This window comes from Streptomyces sp. NPDC055189 (genome assembly GCF_053606765.1).
This window is the reverse complement of the sequence record NZ_JBSGSG010000005.1, coordinates 33014-56695: the sequence shown is the minus strand read 5'-3', so window position 1 is coordinate 56695 and position 23682 is coordinate 33014. Positions and strand designations below refer to the sequence as shown.

The 23682-nt window shown below is 71.0% G+C and carries 3 protein-coding genes; all 3 read right to left on the bottom strand.

Going from position 1 to position 23682, the window contains the following annotated elements; translation table 11 throughout:
* Window positions 1-36: 36 nt before the first annotated feature.
* From ACWFR3_RS05545 to ACWFR3_RS05535, 3 genes are read right to left on the bottom strand one after another with little or no spacing between them, the layout of a single operon-like run.
* Window positions 37-1305 (bottom strand): MFS transporter, encoded by a 1269-nt coding sequence (locus ACWFR3_RS05545; RefSeq protein ID WP_453733254.1) that lies wholly within the window; start codon window positions 1303-1305, stop codon window positions 37-39.
* Window positions 1302-18608: an amino acid adenylation domain-containing protein gene (locus ACWFR3_RS05540; RefSeq protein WP_453733253.1), complete on the bottom strand. Its 17307-nt coding sequence runs from the start codon at window positions 18606-18608 to the stop codon at window positions 1302-1304. The genes ACWFR3_RS05545 and ACWFR3_RS05540 overlap by 4 nt, the downstream gene beginning before the upstream one ends.
* Window positions 18605-23671, bottom strand: a complete 5067-nt coding sequence (locus ACWFR3_RS05535; protein ID WP_453733252.1) for an amino acid adenylation domain-containing protein — start codon at window positions 23669-23671, stop codon at window positions 18605-18607. The genes ACWFR3_RS05540 and ACWFR3_RS05535 overlap by 4 nt, the downstream gene beginning before the upstream one ends.
* Window positions 23672-23682: the final 11 nt, after the last annotated feature.

Sequence of the window (23682 nt, the reverse complement as noted above, 5' to 3'; positions counted from 1 at the left end):
AGCCACTGCTTCGGAGCTCAGCCGCATATCCGGTGCTCAGCCGGCGAGATCGATGTCCCGCACGCTGCGCACCGCGGGGCTCACGGCCGCGGCGACGGCCATCACGGCCATGGCGACTCCGACGGCCAGGAGCGTGCTCGTGGTCGTCCAGGAGGCGAGCAGGAACCCGCCCGCCATCGCCCCTGCCGAGTTGGCTCCGGACGCGAGCAGCGCGCCGACACTGGTGGCGCGGCCCTGCATGTGGTCGGGCGTGATCCGCACCTGGTAGACGCCGCCCGCCACGTTCAGGAGGGCCGCCGCGTAGCTCAGTCCGGCGTAGAGGGCGCCGAGCAGGACGGGCTGGGCGGTGAACGCCATCGCCGTCATGAACACCGCCCACGCCGTGATCGAGCCGATCATGATCGCGTGCGGTTTGACGTGCCGCATCCACCACGAGCCGGTGAGCGCCCCGCAGATGCCGCCGACCCCGGCCACCGCCCCGATGATGCCGATGGCGGCCGGTGACCCGCCGTCCTCCTTGATGACGACGACGATGGCCAGGCTGAGCACCTGGAAAAGGACGTTGCTGCCCGCGATGATCAGTGAGGCGGCCCGGACGAAGCGCTGGCGCCACACCCAGACGATGCCCTCGACCAGCTCGGCCCGCAGATCGCGTGAGCTCTTGGTGCGCTCCTTCTGGAACTCCTTCTTGATGAAGAGCAGCGTCACCAGGGCCGTCAGGTGGGCCACCGCGCTGAACGCGAACGGCAGCCACTTGGCGCCCGTGTAGAGCACGCTGCCCGCGGGCTGGCCGAGCAGCGTCGCCGTCTGGGCCCGCGCCTCGTTCTGCGAGAGCGCGGCGGGCAGATGCTTCTCGTGCACGACATTGCGTACGGCGGCGCGCTCGCACAGCCGGTAGACGATGGCCGCCGCGCCCTCGACGAACGCGGCCACCATGAGGTGCGCGACCGAGAAGTGGCCGAGCACCAGGGCCACGGCGACACTGCCCATCGCGAGCAGGCTCAGCACATCGCAGACGATCATCACGAGGCGGCGGTCGCAGCGGTCCACCAGGACGCCGGCGGGCAGCTGCACCAGCAACTGCGGCAGCAGTGCGGCGAATCCGACCAGACCCGCGCCGACGGTGGACCCGCCGTGCCAGACGGCGAGCAGCGGATACGCGACGGTCGCCACCCGCACGCCGAGCAGCGCGGCACCGGCGCCGAGCCACAGCATCAGGAAGTCCCTGTTCTTGCGCAGCGGCGGCAACTCCTCTTCGGGAGCCGGGGAGTCGCCGCCGACCGCTGATTCCTCCGTGACGCTCATCGGCGCGCGCTCCCCACGGAGTCGGCGACGGCCTTGACGACATCCTTGCCGCCGTCGCCGTTGGTCAGCACGACCACGCCGTCACCGCTGCGGGCCCGGGTCATCATCAGCGCCTGGTAGCCGGTCGGTTCGCCGCCGTGCCCGAACTGGAGCTCGGCGCCCGTCGTGTCGACGACCGTGCCCAGGCCGTAGAAGGTCCCCCCGTGCGGGGTGAGCAGCTGCTGTGCCGCGTCCTTGCCGATGAGTGCCTGTGGCCTGCCGAGCCAGGAGCGCCGTACCTCCAGGGCGACCTTGGCGAGGTCGGCCGCGGTGGACCACAGTCCGGCCGCCGCCATGTCGGGCCGCACCCGCCGGCCGCCCTCGACCGTCACCCCGTCGGCGTCGTGCCCGAGGGCCACGGGATGTCCGCCCCGCTCGGGGAAGGACTGGTCGAAGCTGCTGCCGGTGAGGTGCAGCGGGTCGAGGACCAGCTCCCGCATCAGCGCGGGGAAGGTCTTGCCGGTGACGTCCGTCATGACCTGCTGAAGCACCGAGTAGTGAACGTTGGCCTTGCGGAAGACCTCGCCGGGCGTCAGGTCGGGGCGGACCGCCGGGGTGTCCGACGGTGCCCTGCCGTGCAGCACGTCCTCCAGTGACGGAACAGGCAGGCCGGGCACGAAGCCCTTGCTCACCGTGGGCAGCAGCCCGGAGAGGTGACCGAGCAGCTGCCGCGCGGTGATGCGGGGCGCGGGGCGTCCGTCGACACCGGGCACCTGCCAGCCCTTGAGGTAGGCGTTGATGTCCTGGTCCAGGTCGAGCACCCCGTTGTCCGCGAGCCGCAGTGCGGCCAGCGCGGTGAGGTGCTTGCTGACCGAGCCGACCTGGAAGACGGTGTCCTGCGTGACCGGGGCGTCACCGCCCGACGCGAGCACGCCGTACGTCTCCACGGCGACCAGCTCACCCCCCTCGATCACCGCGACGCTCGCGCCGGGTACGAGGGTCATGTCGATGCCGTCGAAGAAGGACGAGACGGCCGGAGCCGTCGGGGCCACCGCCACGGCAGGCGTCTCCGCCGCCGTCGCCGCGTCGACGTCCGCCGCGAGATCCCGCAGCGTCGTGTGCTGGTAGAGCATGTAGAGGGAGAGCGCCAGGCCGGCCTTCCTGGCCTCGGACACCACCTTGATGATCAGGATGGAGTGACCGCCGAGGTCGAAGAAGTTGTCCCCGGCCCCGATCCGCTCCAGTTCGAGCGCCTCGGACCAGATGGCCGCGAGCCGCTGCTCGGTGGGCGTTTCGGGAGCGATGAACTCCCGTGCCCCGACGGCGCCTTCGAGATCGGGTGCGGGGAGTGCGCGCTTGTCGGTCTTGCCGTTGGCGGTCAGCGGAATCGCGTCCAGGGCGAGGATCGCCTGCGGGACCATGTACTCCGGAAGCCGCACCCCGCAGAACTCCGCCAGCTCCTCCCCCGACGGCACCTCAGCACCCTCGGCGGCCACCACATAGGCGACCAGCGACTTACCGCCCGGACCGTCCTCACGCACCACCGCGACCGCATCGCGCACCAGCGGATGCTCCACAAGCCGGGCCTCGATCTCCCCCAGCTCCACCCGATACCCACGGATCTTGACCTGGTCATCCATGCGCCCCAGGAACTCGATCGCCCCGTCCCCACGCATCCGCACCAAGTCACCCGACCGGTACAACCGGCCCCCCGACCCGCCGAACGGATCCGGCACAAACCGCTCCGCCGTCAGATCAGGACGCCCCGCATACCCCCGGGCCACCCCACGGCCCCCCACATACAACTCCCCCACCGCACCAAGCGGCACCACCTGCATGCCCGCATCCAGCACATACGTCGCCATGTTCGGCAACGCACGCCCGATCGGCACCACATCACCGACCACCGGACCATCCACCGGATGAATCGTCGAACCCACCGACGCCTCCGTCGGCCCGTACTCATTGATCACCCGCCCCGCACCCAGCCACTCCACCCAGCGTTCCGCGAGGCGCGCCGGCAGTGCCTCACCGGCGACCACAAGCACACCCGCCAGCTCCCTCGCGTCCTCGGCACGCAGCTGGTGCGTGAGGACCTCCAGGTGGGCGGGCGTCAGCTTGATGAAGCTGAACGGCCCCGCGGCGGCGAGTGACTTCCCGAGGTCCTCAAGGCCGACGTCCTGGCCGATGACCGTCACGGTCTGGCCGGAGCACAGCGGACCCCAGAGGTTGGGCACCACCAAGTCGAAGGCCACGGAGGAGAACAGCGGCGCGCCGCCCGTCCCCTGCACGGCCAGTTCGGCCACGGCCCAGGCCACGTGGTTGGCCAGACCCCGGTGCGGGACCATCACGCCCTTGGGGCGACCGGTCGAACCCGAGGTGAAGATGACGTACGCGGCTTCTTCGGCATCCGGCACCAGACCGAGGGATTCCGGGGACAGCTCTTCGAGCGCCGCCTCCTGTTCCTCCAGGACGATCACGGGGCCGTCGAAGACACCACCACCGAAACGGGCAGCCGCGGCAGCCTGCGTGACCACCACCGACGCACCCGCATCGGCCAGCATCCCACCGACCCGCTCACCCGGATACGACGGATCCAACGGCACATACGCACCCCCCGCCTTCCACACCCCCAACAACACCGACACCAGATCCACCGACCGGTCCAGCAGCACACCCACCACCGAACCCGGCACCACACCCACACCCGACAACAACCGCGCCACACGATTCGCCGCCGCATCCAACTCCGCGAACGACACCGAACCCACCACCGAAGCCACCGCCACCGCACCCGGCGTCCGCCCCACCTGCGCCTCGAACATCCCCAACACCGATGAGGGGGAGTCGAGTCCGGGGCCCGCGGCGAGCGTGCCGGTGAGCCGGTCGTGGTCGGCCGTCGGCAGCAGCGACGTCTCGTCCATCACGGCGTCCGGCTCCGCGGCCATCGCTTCGAGTGCCGCGCGGTACATCGCGCCGAGCAGTTCGGCGTGCCGGCGGCCGACGGCGTGCGTGTGCGTGTGGACGTCGAGACGGCCGGGGCCCGCGATCACCATCAGCGAGAACTCGTTGGAACTGGACCCGAGGCTGGCGTCCGCGTCGACCGGGGTCTCCTCCGGGCGCCCGAAGTCCTGGTAGCTGAAGTGGACTTCGATGAGCCGCTGCTCGTCGGTCAGCTCACGCTGGATCACCGGCATCGGGAAGCGCCGGTGCGGCCACAGCTCGACCTCGCGGTCGAACGTCTGCCGGGCGAGCTCGCGCCAGGTGCGCGCGGCGGAGCGGTCCGTGGCGAACGGCAGGATGTTCAGATACATGCCGTGCACGCGGTCCGCGCCGTCCGCCTCCGGCCGCGTGTGGCAGGTGATGCCGGTGCAGAACGCCTCGTTCTCCGCGATCAGGCTCATGACCCGCAGGTGGGCGGCGTGCAGCACGCTCTTCACGGAGATGCCCGACGCCGCGGCGAAGGCCCGCAGGCGCTCGTCGAGGTCGGCGAACCTGACCGGGATGACCTGCGTCTCGCGCGGGGTGTCCGCCGGCTCGGCCCAGCTCTCCGGGAGGGTGAACTTGCCGTACGAGGCGGTGATCCCGCTCCAGTACGAACGGTCATCCGCCGACGCGAGCGCGGTGATCTCGCCCGCGATGTGGTCGGCGAACCGCACCGCCGGGGCCTCGGGCCGCCGTGCGGGCTCGGTGCCGTCACGGAACCTGCGGTAGAGGTCGACGAGTTCGTTCAGGAGCTGGTGGTAGCTCCAGCCGTCGAGGATGACGTGCGCCTGGGTGACGGTGAACTGCCAGCCCTCGTCGGCGCCGCAGTCGTGGACGTGCAGTCGCAGCAGCGGCGCCCGGTCGAGCGCGAAGGCGGCGACCCCTTCGGCGGCGACGAACTCGCCGATCAGCCGCTCCTGTTGTGCCGCGTCGATCCCGCTGAGGTACGTCGTGCCCATGGGCACCTCGGCGTCCGCGTGCACGAGCTGCATGGGCACGGAGTACGTGTCGAGGTCGACGGACGTACGAAGGATCTCGTGCCGTTCGGTGACGGCGTCCACGGCGCGGTGCAGCGCGGCCAGGTCGAGGGCTTCGCCGCGCAGCCGCAGCGAGGAGACGTTGTGGTAGCGGGCAGGCCCTTCACCGCCCGCGCCGGTCATCATCTCGACGACCATCCCGGTCTGCGCCTGGGAGAGCGGGTAGGCGTCGGTGACGCCGGCCGCGGGGAGCAGGGCGCGGTCGGCCGCGGGGACGAGCGCGAACGGCTCCACCGGCGCGGCCTCCTGCGGCACCGTGCCGTCGGCGTCCCGTTCGGCGAGCACCCTGCACAGTCCGGCGACGGTGCGGGCGGCGAAGATCTCCTGGATGACCGTGTGCAGTCCGGCCGTGCGCAGGGCGCCGACGAGGGCCACGGCACGGATGGAGTCACCGCCGATGTCGAAGAAGCTGTCCTCGACGCCGACCCGCTCCAGACCGAGCACCTGCGCCCAGACCGCGGCCATGCGCTCCTCGACGGGAGTGCGCGGGGCGACGTACGCACCCTGTGCGAAGGCCTCCTGCTCCGGGGCGGGCAGGGCACGCTTGTCGAGCTTCCCGTTGGGCGTCAGCGGCAGCGCGTCCAGGACGACGAAGGCCGACGGCACCATGTAGTCCGGCAGTCCGAGCCCGAGCCCGGTCCGCAGCGCGGCCGGATCGAGGTCGGCTCCGGGGGTGGGCACGCAGTAGGCGACCAGGCGCTTGTCGCCGGGGGTGTCCTCACGGACGACCACGACTCCGTCGCGTACACCGCTCTGGGCGGCGAGGACCGTGTCGATCTCACCGAGCTCGATGCGGTAGCCGCGGATCTTGACCTGATCGTCGATCCGGCCGAGGAACTCCAGCGAACCATCGGCGCGACGACGGGCCAGGTCACCACTGCGGTAGAGACGCGACCCCGCGGGACCGAAGGGGTCCGGCACGAAACGCTCGGCGGTCAGGTCGGGCCGGTTCAGATAACCGCGCGCCACACCCGGACCACCCACGTGGATCTCACCGGGGACACCGACCGGCACCAAGTTGCCGTAGGGGTCGAGGAGATGGACCGACAGGTCGCTCAGCGGGCGGCCGATCGGGTTGCCCGCGTCCGGCTCCAGATCCCGCTTCACCAGGCGGTGGTAGGTGGTGTGCACGGTGGTCTCGGTGATGCCGTACATGTTCACGAGCGCGGTGCGCCCGAGTCCCATGCGCGCCACCCACGGCTTGAGCTCCGGGACGTCCAGCTTCTCGCCGGCGAAGATGACCGCCCGCAGCGAGAGCTGCTTGATGCGCGGGTCGCCGTCGGCTGCCGCCGCGACGATCGAGCGGAACGCGGAGGGCGTCTGCGACAGGACGGTGACTTCGTCCCGCACCAGCAGGTCCAGGAAGTCCTCCGGGGAACGGGTGACGGACCGCGGCACGACCACCAGGCGGCCACCGTTCAGCAGCGCACCCCACATCTCGAACACCGACACGTCGAAGGCGTACGAGTGGAAGAGCGACCACGCGTCCGACTCGTCGAAGGCATAGTGCTCCTGCGCCACGTCCAACAACCGCGCCACGTTCGCGTGCGACAGGCACACACCCTTCGGGCGCCCCGTCGAACCCGACGTATAGATCACATAGATCGCATTGTCCGGCGTCATGGCGACGGCCGGGCTCGTCGCCTCGCACGCGGCGATGGCTCCGGCGTCCGCGCCGTCCAGCTCCACCACGTCACCGGCATGGAACTCGCGCACCACACCCACCGAAGCCATGTCCGTCACCACGACCGACAGACCCGAATGCTCCGCGATGTACCCCAGCCGCTCCACCGGGTTGACCGGGTCCAACGGCACATACGCCGCACCGGACTTCAGCACACCCAGCAGAGCCGGAATCAGATCGAGCCCGCGCTCCAGGCACAGCCCCACGAACGCCTCCGGACCCGCACCCCGCGCCCGCAGATAATGCGCAAGCCGATTCGCCCGCTCATCCACCTGCGCATACGTCAACGACTCGTCCCCCAGGACAATCGCCACCGCATCCGGAGTCGCGGCCACCTGCGCCTCGAACACCTCATGCACACACCGCTCCACCGGGACGGCGGGTGTGCCGCCCGATGCCTCGCCGAGGAGGCGTTCGCGCTCGCCGCCGGGGAGGTACGCGGCGCGGGCGTCGCCGTCCACGTTCTCCGCGATGGCCTCGAGGACCAGGCGGTACATGGCCGCCAGACGCTCTGCGTCGGCACGTCCGACGGCACGGGTGTTGCTGCTCAGGCTCATCCGGACCGGGGTGGCGTCGACGGAGAGGCCGAGTTCCTTCGGCGCGTCGTTGACGGCCAGGCCCGTGTCGACGAGGTCCTCGTCGACCTGGCGGAAGTCGACGTAGTTGAAAAGGACGTCGACGAGGCGCCCGCCGCCCGCCTCGCGCTGGATCTCCGGGAGCGGGAAGCGGCGGTGCGACCACAGCTCCAGTTCGCGTCCGAAGACCTGCTGGGCCAGCTCGCGCCAGGTGCCCGCCGAGCGGTCGGACGCGAAGGGCAGCGTGTTGAGCTGCATGCCGATCAGACGGTCCGCGCCCTCCGCCTCGGGGCGGGCGTGGCAGACGAGACCGGTGTGGAACTCCGACTCGACGGTGAGGCTGCTCATCACCTTCACGTGCGCGGCGAGCAGGACGCTCTTGAGCGGTACGTCGGCCGCCGCGGCGGCGGCACGCAGGCCCTCGGTGAGATCGCCGTACGTCACCTCCGCGCTGTAGGCCTCCGCCGGCCGGGTCTGGTCCGCCCAGTCGGCGGGCAGCTGGAAGCGGGCGTGGCCGTCGACGACGCCCCGCCAGTAGGCGCGGTCGTCCTCGTCGTCCAGGGACTCCAGCTCACCGGCGACGAAGTCCGCGTACCGCACGGCAGGAGCCTCGAACGGCTCGGGCTCAAGGCCGTCACGCAGCCGCATGTAGGCGCCGAGCAGCTCCATGACCAGGGAGTTGTGGCTCCAGCCGTCGAGGATGACGTGCGGGCTCGCGAAGGAGAGCCACCAGCCGCCGTCGTCCGCGGTGTGGGCGGAGAGGCGCAGCAGCGGGGCCGCCTCCAGGTCGAGGAGGTGCGCGCGCTCTTCGGCGACGAAGGCCCGCAGGGTGTTCTCGTCGGCCGCCTTGTCGCCGCTCAGCCGGGTCACGGCGACGGGGATGCGGGCGGCGGCGTGCACCAGCTGGAGGGGCTCGCTGTAGCCGTTGAGGTGGATGGACGTCCTGAGCATGTCGTGGCGCTCGGCGACGAGAGCGGCGGCGCGCTCCAGGGCGTCGGCGGTGAACGGCTGCTCGTCGCGCACGCGGATGACGGAGACGGTGTGATAGCTGTTCGCGCCGGGGTTCTCCCCGGTGCCGCCCGCGATCAGTTCGGCGACCATGCCGGTCTGTCCCTGCGAGAGCGGGTAGGCGTCGACGGCGTCGGCCGGCAGCTTGGCGCGGTCGTCGGCGTCGATGAGCGCGAACGGCGCGACGGCCTTGACGGCGACCGTCGCGGGGCCGCGGCCGTCAGCGGCTGCGCACAGCGCCTCGACGGTGCGCAGTTCGAAGACCTCCTGGATGGAGGTGCCGAATCCGGCGGCACGCAGGGCGCCGACGAGGGCGACGGCGCGGATGGAGTCGCCGCCGAGGTCGAAGAAGCTGTCCGTGGCGCCGGTCCGCTCCACGCCGAGCACCCGGCTCCACACGTCGGCGACGAGCTGTTCGGCGGGGGTGCGCGGGGCGACGTACGTGCCCTGCGTCAGTGCGAAGGAGTCCTGGTCCGGGGCGGGCAGGGCGCGCTTGTCGGTCTTGCCGTTCGGGTTCAGGGGTATTCGCTCCAGAGTGACGAAGGCGGCCGGCACCAGGTGGGCGGGAAGGTCCCGCGCGAGGTCCGCACGGAGCGCGGCCGTGTCGGCGAGCGTGATGCCGGCGGAGGTGTCGTCTGTACGTGTGTCGTCGGCGGGCACGACGTAGGCCACGAGTCGCTTGTCGCCAGGGGTGTCCTCGCGGACGAGGACGGCGGCGTCGCGCACCGCCGGGTGCGCGGTGAGCACGGCCTCGATCTCGCCGGGCTCGATGCGCACGCCCCGGATCTTGACCTGGTCGTCGACGCGGCCGAGGTATTCGAGCTCACTGGCGGCGTTCCAGCGCGCTCGGTCGCCGGTGCGGTAGAGGCGCGAGCCCGGGGTGCCGAACGGGTCGGGCACGAAGCGCTCGGCGGTCAGGGCGGGCCGTCGCACGTAGCCGGTCGCGACGGCGGTGCCGCCGATGTACAGCTCGCCCGGCACGCCCGCCGGCTGCGGACGCAGGCCGGCGTCGAGGACGTAGAGGCCGACGTTCTGTACGGGGCCGCCGATCGGTATCTGCCGCAGCCCGTCGGGGAGGCGGCCGCTGACGCGCCAGTGCGCGGTGTCGATGGCGGCCTCGCTCGGCCCGTACTGATTGAACAGCTCGACGCCGGGCAGAGTGGTCAGGACCTCCTCGGCGAGTGCCTTCGGCAGGGCCTCGCCACCGCAGGTGACGATCCGCACCGAGGGGCAGTCCGCGAGCCCGCCGTCGACGAGCAGCAGGGCCAGCATCGACGGCACGAAGTGGAACATGGTGACCCGCTGTTCCGCGATGAGAGCGCGCAGGTAAGCGGGGTCGCGGTGTCCGCCCGGCCGGGCCACGACGAGCCGGGCCCCGGACATGAGCGCGCCGAAGACCTCGGCGACGTAGACGTCGAAGCCGGCGGGCGCCTTCTGCAGCAGCGCGTCGTCGGCGCCGAGCCGGAAGAAGACGCGCTGCGTCCACTCCAGGCGGTTGACCGGGCCGCGGTGCGTGTTGACGACACCCTTGGGGCGGCCGGTGGAGCCCGAGGTGAACACCACGAACGCGGCGTCGTCGGCGGTGGCGAGCGGCTGCGGGTCGGCGGCGGACGCGTGCGCCCAGGCCGTCGCGTCGTCCATGAGGACGGTGGCCCCGCCGGCGTACGGGAGACCCTCGGCGAGCCGCGCGTCGGTCAGCAGGACCGGGGGCAGCACGTCGTCGAGCATCAGCTCCAGGCGCGCACGCGGATAGTCCGGGTCGAGCGGCACGAACGCGCCGCCCGCCTTGGCCACGGCGAGCACGGCGACGACCAGTTCGACGGACCGCTCCAGGCAGACGGCCACCATCGTGGAGGGGCCGACGCCGAGGTCGCGCAGGTGGTGCGCGAGCCGGTTCGCCCGCTCGTTGACCTCCGCGTACGTCAGTGAGGCACCCTCGAAGACCACCGCGGGCGCGTCCGGGCCGCGGCGCACCTGCGCCTCGACCAGCTCGTGCAGGGTCTGCGCGCCGAGCGGCACGGCCTGCCCCCGTCCGGCGTCGAGTACCAGCTCCCGTTCGCCGTCCGGCAGGAAGGCGGCGTCCGCGTCACCGTCGAAGTCGGCGGCCATCGCGGCGACGACCTGCCGGTAGAGGGAGGCGATCCGCTCGGCGTCGGTCCGGCGCAGCCTGGCCGTGCTCGACTGCAGCGAGAAGCCGCCCGGGTGGGCCCCGACGCTCAGGGCGAACTCGGTGACGCCGTTGCCGAAGCCGGCATCGGTGTCGACGGACTCCTCGTCGAGGACGTGGAAGTTCTGGAAGTTGAACAGCACGTCGACGAGCCGCTGCCCGCCGCGTCCCGCCTCGCGCTGCATCTGCGGCATCGGATAACGGCGGTGCGACCACAGCTCGACCTCGCGGTCGAAGGTGCGGCGCACCAGCTCGCGCCAGGTGCGGGCGGTCCGCTCGACCGGGAAGGGCACGGTGTTGAGGTACATGCCGTACACCCGGTCCGCGCCGAGCGCCTCGGGACGCGCGTCGCAGACGAGGCCCGTGTGGAAGCGCTCCTCGTCGGTGAGCAGGCTCATCACCTTCGCGTGGGCGGCGAGCAGCACGCTCTTCACGGAGGTGCCGGAGTCCGAGGCGAGGACGCGAAGGCGCTCGGTGACGTCACCGTCGAAGGGGATGGCGAGGCCGTACTCCTCCGGGTCGCCCTGCTCTCCGTCGGCCCAGCTGTCCGGCAGGGACACGGGCACGTGGTCGTCGACGATGCCGCGCCAGTACGCACGGTCGCGCTCGTCAGCCAGGGACTCGATCTCTCCGGCCACGAAGTCCGCGTACCGGACGGCCGCCGCCTCGAAGGGTTCCGGCGCCAGGCCGTCGCGGATGCGCCGGTAGCAGGCGATGACGTCCATCATCAGCGAGTGGTAGCTCCAGCCCTCGGTGATGGCGTGGTGCTGGGTGACGGAGAGCCGCCAGCCCGCCCGGTCCTCCAGGTGGGCCGCGATCCGCAGCAGCGGCCCGCGCTCCAGGTCGAAGACCGAGGAGCGCTCGTCGAGGAAGAAGGCCAGCTGCCGCTCGTGCCGGGCCGTCTCGTCGAGGTCGCGCAGGTCGAGTACGTGCACGGGGATCTCGATCTCGTCCTGTGCGTGGACGAGTTGGAGCGGAACCGAGTACGTGGAGAAGTCGAAGGATGTACGCAGTACGTCCTGTCGCGCGCAGACCACGGCGGCGGCGGCACGCAGCGCGTCGGCGGAGAACGGCTTGTCGTCACGGACGCGGTGCGAGACGGCACCGTGGTAGGTGTTGCGGTCCGCGTCGACGAGCATCTCGGCGACCATGCCGGTCTGCACCTGCGACAACGGATAGGCGTCGACGACCGTGGCCGGGACCTTGGCCCTGTCCTCGTCGGAGATCAGCGCGAAGGGCTCGACACCGACGACCCGGGCCGATGACGCACCGGAGCCCGGGGCTTCATCGAGGTCGCCTCCGAGCGCGGCGATGGTGCGGGCCTCGAAGACCTGCTGGATGCTGACCTCGAAACCTGCCGCGCGCAGGGCGCCGACGAGTGCCACGGCGCGGATGGAGTCGCCGCCGAGGTCGAAGAAGCTGTCCTCGACGCCGACCCGCTCCAGGCCGAGTACCTGCGCCCAGACAGCGGCCATGCGCTCCTCGACGGGAGTGCGCGGGGCGACGTACGCGCCCTGCGCGAAGGCCTCCTGGTCAGGGGCGGGCAGGGCACGCTTGTCGAGCTTGCCGTTGGGGGTCAGCGGCAGCTTGTCCAGGACGACGAAGGCCGACGGCACCATGTAGTCCGGCAGATCGCGGCCCAATGCCGTACGCAGAGAAGCGAGTTCCAGATCGGAGTCAAGGGCCGGCACGCAGTAGGCGACCAGGCGCTTGTCGCCCGGGGTGTCCTCGCGGACGATCACTACGCCATCGCGCAGAACGGGCTGCGCGGTCAGCACGGTCTCGATCTCACCGAGCTCGATGCGATAGCCGCGGATCTTGACCTGATCGTCGATACGACCGAGGAAGTCCAGCGAACCATCGGCGCGACGACGGGCCAGGTCACCACTGCGATAAAGACGCGAACCCGCGGGACCGAACGGATCCGGCACGAAACGCTCGGCGGTCAGGTCGGGCCGGTTCAGATACCCGCGCGCCACACCCGGACCACCGACATGAATCTCACCGGGAACACCGACGGGGACGAGGTTCCCGTGCGCGTCCAGAAGCTGCACGGTGAGGTCGCTCAAGGGGTGGCCGATGGCATTGCCCGCGCCGGGAGCGAAGTCCTCCTCGACCAGCCGGTAGTAGGTGGTGTGCACGGTGGTCTCGGTGATGCCGTACATATTGACCAGCGCGACATCATCCAGGCTCTTGCGCGCCACCCACGGCTTCAGCTCGGGAATCTCCAGCTTCTCGCCCGCGAACACCACCGCCCGCAACGCCAGTTCATTGATTCGCGGGTCGCCGTCGGCTGCCGCCGCGACGATCGAACGGAACGCGGAAGGCGTCTGCGACAGAACGGTCACTTCGTCCCGTACGAGCAGGTCCAGGAAGTCCTCGGGAGAGCGGGTGACGGACCGCGGCACGACCACCAGACGGCCGCCGTTGAGCAGCGCACCCCACATCTCGAACACCGACACGTCGAAGGCGTACGAGTGGAACAACGACCACGCGTCCGACTCGTCGAAGGCGTAGTGCTCCTGCGCCACGTCCAACAACCGCGCCACATTCGCGTGCGACAGGCACACACCCTTCGGGCGCCCCGTCGAACCCGACGTATAGATCACATAGATCGCGTTGTCCGGAGTCATGGCGACGGCCGGGCTCGTCGCCTCGCACGCGGCGATGGCTTCGGCGTCCGCGCCGTCCAGCTCCACCACGTCACCGGCGTGGAACTCGCGCACCACACCCACCGAAGCCATGTCCGTCACCACGACCGACAGACCCGAATGCTCCGCGATGTACCCCAGCCGCTCCACCGGGTTGACCGGATCCAACGGCACATACGCCGCACCGGACTTCAGCACACCCAGCAGAGCCGGAATCAGATCGAGCCCGCGCCCCAGGCACAGCCCCACGAACGCCTCCGGACCCGCACCCCGCGCCCGCAGATAATGCGCAAGCCGATTCGCCCGCTCATCCACCTGCGCATACGTCAACGACTCGTCCCCCAGGACAATCGCCACCGCATCCGGAGTCGCGGCCACCTGCGCCTCGAACACCTCATGCACACACCGCTCCACCGAACCCCGGGTGACCGGCGCCGCCGCTGCGTGCAGCAGCTCCGCCTCGCCTTCCGGCAGGAACGTCGCGCGGGCGTCGCCGTCGTAATCGGCGGCCATCGCGTCGAGCACCTGGCGGTACAGGTCGAGGATGCGCTCGCCGTGGGCAAGGCTGAGGGCGGGCACGCCGATGGTCAGGATGATGTGGCCGCCGCGCGCCGAGACCGTCAGCGGGAGCTCGGTGGGGCTGTCGTCGATGCCGCCGAGCGGGTCGACGAGCGAGTGGTCGACCTGCCGGAAGTCCTGGTAGTTGAAGAAGGCGTCCAGGAGACGCCCGCTGCTGCCGGCCTCGCGCTGGATCTCCGGGAGCGGGAAGCGGCGGTGCGACCACAGCTCGACCTCGCGGTCGAAGGTGTGGCGCACCAGCTCTCGCCAGGTGCGGGCGGTCCGCTCGACCGGGAAGGGCACGGTGTTGAGGTACATGCCGTACACCCGGTCGGCGCCCAGCGCCTCGGGACGCGCGTCGCAGACGAGACCCGTGTGGAATTCCCGCTCGTCCGTCAGAAGGCTCATCACCTTCATGTGGGCCGCGACCATGACGCTCTTCAGCGAGGCGTCGGCCGCCTTGGCGAGTCCGCGGAGCCTGTCCTCCAGATGAGTCCAGGAGATACCGATCTGCTCGGTCCTGCGCGGTACGTCCGGGCTGTCGTTCCAGCCCGCCGGGAAGGTGAACTTGGTGTGGTCGGCCACGATCCCGCGCCAGTACGCCCGGTCGTCCTCGTCGGCCAGGGACTCCAGCTCACCGGCGACGAAGTCCGCGTACCGCACGGCAGGAGCCTCGAACGGCTCGGGCTCAAGGCCGTCACGCAGCCGCATGTAGCAGTCGAGCAGCTCCATCAGGAGGGAGTGGTAGCTCCAGCCCTCCATGATCGGATGGCATTCGGTGACGGAGATCCACCAGCCGTCGTCGGCGGCGTGCGCGGAGTAGCGCATGAGCGGCGGCGAGGCGAAGTCGAAGACGTGGGCGCGCTCGGCGACGGTGAACTTCCGAAGGACTTCGTGCTGTTCCTCGCGCGTGAGGCCCGGCAGGTGGGCGACGCTCATATCCGGCTCGGCGGCGGCGTGCACCACCTGCATCGGCACCGAGTACGTGTCGAGGGCTATCGACGTACGCAGGACCTCGTGCCGGCTCACGACGACGCGGCCCGCCTCGGCGAAGGCCTCGGGCGAGAAGGGCTTGTCGTCTCGGATCCGGTACGTCGAGACGTTGTGGTAGTGGTTCCTGCTGGTGTCGGAGAGCATCTCGACGACCATGCCGGTCTGCACACGCGACAGCGGGTACGCGTCGACGGCGTCGGCCGGCAGCGCGGCGCGGTCCTCTTCGGAGATCAACGCGAAGGGCTCGACGCCGGTGAAGGCCAGGTCGGTTCCGTCCTGCGCGTCGTCGGCGCCCACAAGCTCGGCGAGCGCAGCGACGGTCCTCGCCTCGAAGACGTCACGGACGGCGGCCTTGAAGCCCTCGGTGCGCAGGGCGCCGACGAGTGCCACGGCGCGGATGGAGTCGCCGCCGAGGTCGAAGAAGCTGTCCTCGACGCCGACCCGCTCCAGGCCGAGTACCTGCGCCCAGACAGCGGCCATGCGCTCCTCGACGGGAGTGCGCGGGGCGACATACGCGCCCTGCGCGAAGGCCTCCTGGTCAGGGGCGGGCAGGGCACGCTTGTCGAGCTTGCCGTTGGGGGTCAGCGGCAGCTTGTCCAGGACGACGAAGGCCGACGGCACCATGTAGTCCGGCAGATCGCGGCCCAGCTCGGCACGGAGCGCGGCCGGGTCGAGGTCGGTCTCCGGCTGCGGCACGCAGTAGGCGACCAGGCGCTTGTCGCCCGGGGTGTCCTCGCGGACGATCACGACGCCATCGCGCAGAACGGGCTGCGCGGTCAGCACGGCCTCGATCTCGCCCAGCTCGATGCGGTAACCGCGGATCTTGACCTGATCGTCGATACGACCGAGGAAGTCCAGCGAACCATCGGCGCGACGACGGGCCAGGTCACCACTGCGATAAAGACGCGAACCCGCGGGACCGAACGGATCCGGCACGAAACGCTCGGCGGTCAGGTCGGGCCGGTTCAGATACCCGCGCGCCACACCCGGACCACCGACATGAATCTCACCGGGAACACCGACCGGCACCAAGTTGCCGTAGGCGTCGAGGAGATGGATGGTGAGGTCGCTCAGCGGGTGACCGATGGCGTTCCCGGCGTCCGTCGCCAGGTCGCCGTCCACCAGCCGGTAGTAGGTGGTGTGCACGGTGGTCTCGGTGATGCCGTACATATTGACCAGCGCGACATCATCCAGACTCTTGCGCGCCACCCACGGCTTCAGCTCGGGAATCTCCAGCTTCTCGCCCGCGAACACCACCGCACGCAAAGCCAGTTCACCGACCCGCGGGTCGCCGTCGGCTGCCGCCGCGACGATCGAGCGGAACGCGGAGGGCGTCTGCGACAGAACGGTCACCCCGTCCCGCACCAGCAGGTCCAGGAAGTCCTCGGGAGAGCGGGTGACGGACCGCGGCACGACCACCAGGCGGCCACCGTTCAGCAGCGCACCCCACATCTCGAACACCGACACATCGAAGGCGTACGAGTGGAACAACGACCACGCGTCCGACTCGTCGAACGCATAGTGCTCCTGCGCCACGTCCAACAACCGCGCCACATTCGCGTGCGACAGGCACACACCCTTCGGGCGCCCCGTCGAACCCGACGTATAGATCACATAGATCGCATTGTCCGGAGTCATCGGGACACCGAGATTCGTCGCCTCGCACGCGGCGACACGGTCGGCGTCCGCGCCGTCCAGTTCCACCACGTCACCGGCGTGGAACTCGCGCACCACACCCACCGAAGCCATGTCCGTCACGACCACCGAGAGTCCGGAATGCGACGTCACATAGCCGAGGCGCTCCACGGGGTTGACCGGGTCCAACGGCACATAGGCGGCACCGGACTTGAGCACCCCCAGCAGAGCCGGAATCAGTTCGAGACCGCGCTCCAGGCACAGCCCGACGAACGCCTCCGGACCGGCTCCCCGCGCCCGCAGATGGTGCGCAAGGCGATTCGCCCGCTCGTTCACCTGCGCATACGTCAGCGACTGCCCCTCGAAGACAACCGCCACGGCATCCGGAGTCGCGGCCACCTGCGCCTCGAACACCTCATGCACACACCGCTCCACCGAACCCCGGGTGACCGGCGCCGCCGCTGCGACGGCGAGTTCGGCGCCGTCGAGGATGCCGATGCGGGACGTCGGAGCGGCCGGGTCGGCGGCCATGCCCTGAAGGAGTCGTACGCAGTGGCCGGCGAGGCGTTCGGCCGTCGGCCGCTCGAAGAGGGCCGTGGCGTAGACGATGCGGGCGTAGAAGCTGCCGTCGCCGGACTCCACGACCTGGAGCTCCAGGTCGCACTTGGCGACGCCGCTCGACGCGCCGAACGGCTCGCTGTCGAGCCCGAAGAGGCGCGGCGCCTCGTCGCGCGCCTCGTGCATGGTGAAGGCGACCTGGTAGAGCGGGGTGCGGGACATGTCCCGCTCCGGCTCCAGCTCGTCGACCAGCTGGGCGAACGGTACGGCCTGGTGGTCGTAGGCCTGGAGGACGGTCTCGCGGGACGCGGAGACCAGCTCGTCGAAGCTGCGCTCGCCGTTCCAGCTCGCGCGCATGACGAGGTTGTTGATGCCGTAGCCGATCATCTGCTGCAGCTCGGGGCGGGAACGGCCCGAGACGACCGTGCCGACCGAGACGTCCTGCTGCCCGGTGTAGCGGGCGACGAGTGCCTGGAAGGCGGTGAGCAGCACCACGAACGGCGTGGTCTCGTGCCGCGCCGCCAGCTCCCGCACCTGCTCGGCGAGGCCTGCGGGGAAGGGCACCTCGACCTCCGCGCCGTGCGCGCTGCGGGCGGCGGGGCGGGGCAGGTCGGTGGGCAGGTCAACGGGCAGGGCGCCGTCCAGATGGCCCCGCCAGTAGGCGAGTTCCTTCTCCAGGCGTTCGCCGGAGAGGTGCTCGCGCTGCCAGGCGGCATAGTCGGCGTACTGGATCTCGACCGAGGGCAGCCTGGCGTCACGCTGCTCGACGCGCGCGAGGTAGAGCTCGCTCAGCTCCTGGCAGAACAGGCTGCTCGACCAGGCGTCGACGGCGATGTGGTGGAAGACGACGACGAGGACGTGATCGTCGGCGCCGAGCCGGATCAGACGGGCCCGCAGCGGCCACTCCTGCTCCAGGTCGAAGGGGCGCCCGGCCTCTTCGCGCACGGCTTCGAGCGCCTGCTTCTCGCGTCCGCCGACGGTGCCGCCTTCGGCATCGGCATCGGCACCGGCACCGGCAGCCGCGAGATCGGTGCTTTCGAGCGTGAACTCGGCCGGTGCGGCGTCGACGACCTGCACGGGAGCGGTGCCGTCGAGCACGTAACGGGTACGCAGGATCTCGTGCCTGGCGACGACGGAGCCGAGCGCGCCGCGCAGCGCTGCCGCGTCGAGCGGTCCGCGCAGCCGCAGGGCGAGCGGTACCAGGTACTCGGAGCTCTCCGGGTCGAGGCGGTTGAGGAACCACATCTGCTGCTGTCCGTACGACAGCGGCAGGGGTGCGCCGCGGTCGGCACGGGGGATGGCGGTGCGGCGTCCTGCCGTGGCCGCGCCGGCCCGGCGTGCGGCGAGGCGGCGGCGCATCAGCTCGTCGCGCAGTGCGTCGGCGCCCGCCGGTCGCGGTGCCGTTCTCTCCTGGCCCTGCTCGCTCTGCGGGCCCTGCTCTCTCTGCGGGCCCTGCTCGATGCTGCTGCTCATGCCTCGTTCCCCCCAAGACGCTGCGACTCCGCGAGAACCTCGGAGTCCGTCATCCGATCGATTTCGTCACGTATGCATGCCTCGACCGCTTCGCCGAGCCTGGCGACGGTCGGGCCTTCGAAGATGGCGCGGACGGGCAGGTCGATCCCGAAGGCGTTCTGCAGCTCGGCGATCAGCCGGATCGCCAGGATCGAATTGCCGCCGCTCTGGAAGAAGTTGTCGTGGATGCCGGGCGCGCTGCCCATGAGGTCCGCCCAAATACCGGCGATCTCCTCTTCCGCCATGGTGCTCGGAGCCGTCTTCTCCTCGCTCACGGCCGTGTCCGGTGCGGGGAGTGCGCGCTTGTCGGTCTTGCCGTTGGCGGTCAGCGGAATCGCGTCCAGGGCGAGGATCGCCTGCGGGACCATGTACTCCGGAAGCCGCACCCCGCAGAACTCCGCCAGCTCCTCCCCCGACGGCACCTCAGCACCCTCGGCGGCCACCACATAGGCGACCAGCGACTTACCGCCCGGACCGTCCTCACGCACCACCGCGACCGCGTCCCGCACCAGCGGATGCTCCACAAGCCGGGCCTCGATCTCCCCCAGCTCCACCCGATACCCACGGATCTTGACCTGGTCATCCATCCGCCCCAGGAACTCGATCGCCCCGTCCCCACGCATCCGCACCAAGTCACCCGACCGGTACAACCGGCCCCCCGACCCGCCGAACGGATCCGGCACAAACCGCTCCGCCGTCAGATCAGGACGCCCCGCATACCCCCGGGCCACCCCACGGCCCCCCACATACAACTCCCCCACCGCACCAAGCGGCACCACCTGCATCCCCGCATCCAGCACATACGTCGCCATGTTCGGCAACGCACGCCCGATCGGCACCACATCACCCACCACCGGACCATCCACCGGATGAACCGTCGAACCCACCGACGCCTCCGTCGGCCCGTACTCATTGATCACCCGCCCCGCACCCAGCCACTCCACCCACTGCGAGGCGAGCCGGCCGGGGAGAGCTTCGCCCGCGACCACAAGCACACCGGCGAGGGAGCGGGCCTGCTCCTCCCCCAGCTGATGTGTGAGGACCTCCAGGTGGGCCGGGGTCAGCTTGATGAAGCTGAACGGCCCCGCGGCGGCGAGTGACTTCCCGAGGTCCTCAAGGCCGACGTCCTGGCCGATGACCGTCACGGTCTGGCCGGAGCACAGCGGACCCCAGAGGTTGGGCACCACCAGGTCGAAGGCGACGGAGGAGAACAGCGGGGCTCCGCCGGTGCCGTGGGGCGCGAGGTCCTCCACGGCCCAGGCGACGTGGTTGGCAAGGCCCCGGTGCGGGACCATCACGCCCTTGGGGCGGCCCGTCGAGCCCGAGGTGAAGATGATGTAGGCGTCCGATTCCGGGTCCGCCTTGAGTCCGAGGGAGGCCGCGGGAAGCTGGGCCAGTGCGTCGGCCTGCTCTTCCAGGACGATCACGGGGCCGTCGAAGACACCACCACCGAAACGGGCAGCCGCGGCAGCCTGCGTGACCACCACCGACGCACCCGCATCGGCCAGCATCCCCCCGACCCGCTCACCCGGATACGACGGATCCAACGGCACATACGCACCCCCCGCCTTCCACACCCCCAACAACACCGACACCAGATCCACCGACCGGTCCAGCAGCACACCCACCACCGAACCCGGCACCACACCCACACCCGACAACAACCGCGCCACACGATTCGCCGCCGCATCCAACTCCGCGAACGACACCGAACCCACCACCGAAGCCACCGCCACCGCACCCGGCGTCCGCCCCACCTGCGCCTCGAACATCCCCAACACCGAGGGGACGAACGGAATCCCGCGGCCGAAGGTGTGCTCGGCGAGCAGCGTGCGCCGCTCCCGGCGGCCGAGGATCTCCGCGCCGCCGAGGGTGGTCCGCGGGCTCACGGCAAGCGTCTCCAGGAGCCGTACGAAACCGGACGCGAGGCGGCTCACGGTCGACTCGTCGTAGAGGGCGGTCGCGTACTCCAGGCTGCCGATGTACGAGCCGTCGGATTCGCGCCGCAGGTAGAGGGTCAGGTCGGTCTTGGCGACGTGCAGGACGTCCTGCACCGCCTCCAGGTCGTCGAGCCCGCCGTCATCCGCGCCGCCGGCGGTTCCCGACTGGCCGGCGAACGAGGCGTCGTGCAGGTCGAACGCCACCTGGTAGAGCGGCGTGCGGGACATGTCCCGCTCCGGCTCGATCGCCTCCACGAGCCGCTCGAACGGCAGCTCCTGGTGCGCGAAGGCCTCCCGGGCGACCTCACGGACGCGGCGCAGCGCCTCCGGGAAGGTCAGGTCGGCGTCGAGCGCGCAGCGCACGACGAGGCTGTTGAGGAAGAAGCCGACGATGCCTTCGGTCTCGGGGCGGTTGCGGCCCGCGACGGGGGTGCCGATCGGCACGTCCCAGGTTCCGCTGTGCCGGGCGAGCAGCGTCGCGTACGCGGTGAGCAGGGTCATGAACGCGGTGGCGCCCTGCTCGCGGCCCAGGCCCGTGACGCGTTCGGCGATGTGGGCGGGCACGGTGAAGGTCACCGAGTCGCCGTGCGCGTCCCGCACCGCGGGGCGGGGGCGGTCGGCGGGCACGGTGACCGGGACGCTGCCGTCCAGGACGCTCCGCCAGTGGTCGATCTCCCGCTCGACGGCGTCTTCGGTGAGCCGTGCCCGCTCCCAGGCCGCGTAGTCGGCGTACTGCACGTCAAGGGCGGGCAGCTCGCAGTCCTCGCCGGAGACGGCCGCCTCGATGAGCGCGGCGAGTTCGCGCTCCATGACACCGGCGGACCAGCCGTCGGACGCGATGTGGTGGACGGTGAGGACGAGGACGGCGCCCCGGCCCGCGATGTCGATGAGGGCGGCCTTGGCGAGGGGGCCGCGTTCCAGGTCGAAGCCGGTGCCGAACTCCTCCTTCAGGACGCCGTCCAGGTCGGAGCGTTCGACGCGCACCGAGCGCAGCGCGATGCTCCCGTGCTCGTGGATGTGGCTGACCGGTTCGCCGTCGACGGAGGCGAAGGTCGTGCGCAGCGTCTCGTGGCGGGCGGCCAGGGCGGCGAGCGCGTCGCGTACGACGGTGTCGGTGGCGCCCGCGGGCAGCCGCAGCCAGAGGCCGGTGACCCATTCGGGGCTGCCGGGGTTCATCCGGTCCATGAACCACAGGCGGCGCTGGCCGAAGGAGAGGCCGAGCGGGGTGCCGTCGCGCGGTACGGGATTGACCGGCGGGGCGTCGGTGGCCTGGTCGGTGATGAGGGCGGCCTGTGCCGCGACGGTGGTGTCGGTGAGCAGCGACCGGAGCGGGATGTCGGTGCCGGTCGCGGCCCGGAGCTGGTTGGCGAGGCGCGTCAACTGGAGGCTGCTGCCGCCCAGTTGGAAGAAGTCGTCGTGCACGCCGGGCTCGTCGTCGGTGTCGAGGATCTGCTGCCACACGGTGGCGACGAGCCGCTCGGCCGAAGTGCGCGGCGCGAGCCGGGCGGCTGAGCTCCGGCCTTCGCCGAGCCCGAACCGGGTCTTGAGCGTCTGGCGGTCGACCTTGCCGCTGGAGGTCAGCGGGAAGTCGTCGACGGCGACGAAGACGTGCGGGACGTGGGTGTCGGGCAGCGACGCGCGCAGGTGGGCGCGGAGCTCGGACGGCGGAAGTCCGGCGCCGTCGCGGGTCTGTACGTAGGCGACCAGGCGCGCGGTGGCGTCGGTGGTGTGGGCGAGGACCGTCGAGGCCAGTACGCGGGGGTGGGCGGCGAGGGTCGCCTCGACCTCGGCGGGTTCGAGACGGACGCCGTTGACCTTGATCTGGTGGTCGGCCCGATCGACGTACTCCAGCGTGCCCCGGGTGCTCCAGCGCACGAGGTCGCCGGTGCGGTAGAGGCGGCTGCCCGCGGCGCCGTAGGGGTCGGGGACGAAGCGCTCGGCGGTGAGGTCCGGGCGGCCGAGGTAGCCGCGGGCAAGGCCGGCACCGCCGATGTGCAGTTCACCGACGACGCCCGGCGGCACCGGTTCGCCGTCGCGGTTGAGGACGAGGACACGGGTACGTCGGACGGGTCGGCCGATGGCCACCGGGCCGGAGCGCAGCGCCGGGTCGAAGGGGTGCTCGGTGGCGTTGACGGAGCACTCGGTGGGGCCGTAGCTGTTCCAGATCTCGACGTCGGGCAGCGTGGCGAGGACGCGCTGGGCGAGCTCGGCGTGCAGCTGCTCGCCGCCCGAGAACAGCAGCCGCAGCGCGGAGCACTCGCGCAGGCCGGGCTCCTCGACCAGCAGGCGCAGTACGGAGGGCACGGTCTGCAGGACGGTGACGCCGTGGCGTGCGGCCTCGGCAAGCAGGGACGCCGGGTCCTTCTCCGCGTCGGGGCGCGCCATGACGACGGTGGCCGCTGCGACGAGCGGGGCGAACAGCTCCCAGACCGCGGCGTCGAAGGTGACGGCGGTCTTGTGCAGCACCCGGTCGCCGGGGCCGAAGCCGTGGCGTTCGGCCATGTACCGGTTGAGGTTGGCGACTCCCTCGTGCGGGACGAGGACGCCCTTGGGCCGGCCCGTGGTGCCGGAGGTGTGCAGGACGTAGGCGATGTGCCCGGCGTCGGCCGGGACGGCGGGCGCGCCGTCGGGCCGGGCGGCGAGCAGGGCGCGGTCGGCGTCGAGGTCGACGACGTGCGGCCCGGCGCCGTCGGCCGCGGCTCCGGTCACGGCGGCGGCCGACGCGCTGTCGACGACGACGGTGCGTGCGCCGGTGTCGCCCAGGATCCATTCGGTGCGCCCGCGCGGATGCGCCGCGTCGAGCGGCACATAGGCGGCCCCCGCCTTCCACACCCCGAGCAGCGCCACCAGGAGATCGGCGCCGCGCCGCACACAGACGCCGACGGGCTCCTCGGGGCGGACGCCGATGCCGATGAGGTGGTGGGCGAGGCGGTTCGCCGCGCGGTCGAGTCGGCCGTACGTGAGGTGTGTGGCGCCCTCGACCACCGCGATCGCGTCAGGGGTGGCGGCGGCCTGGCGCTCGATCAGCGCGTGGGTCGGCGCGAACTCGTCGGTTGAACCGGACTGCTGAGGCTCGGGTGACATCGGAATCCCTT

Bases quoted from the DNA above. Each gene is read 5' to 3' on its own strand.
- ACWFR3_RS05540 (WP_453733253.1), bottom strand. From the start codon at position 18,608: ATGAGCAGCAGCATCGAGCAGGGCCCGCAGAGAGAGCAGGGCCCGCAG.
- ACWFR3_RS05545 (WP_453733254.1), bottom strand. From the start codon at position 1,305: ATGAGCGTCACGGAGGAATCAGCGGTCGGCGGCGACTCCCCGGCTCCC.
- ACWFR3_RS05535 (WP_453733252.1), bottom strand. From the start codon at position 23,671: ATGTCACCCGAGCCTCAGCAGTCCGGTTCAACCGACGAGTTCGCGCCG.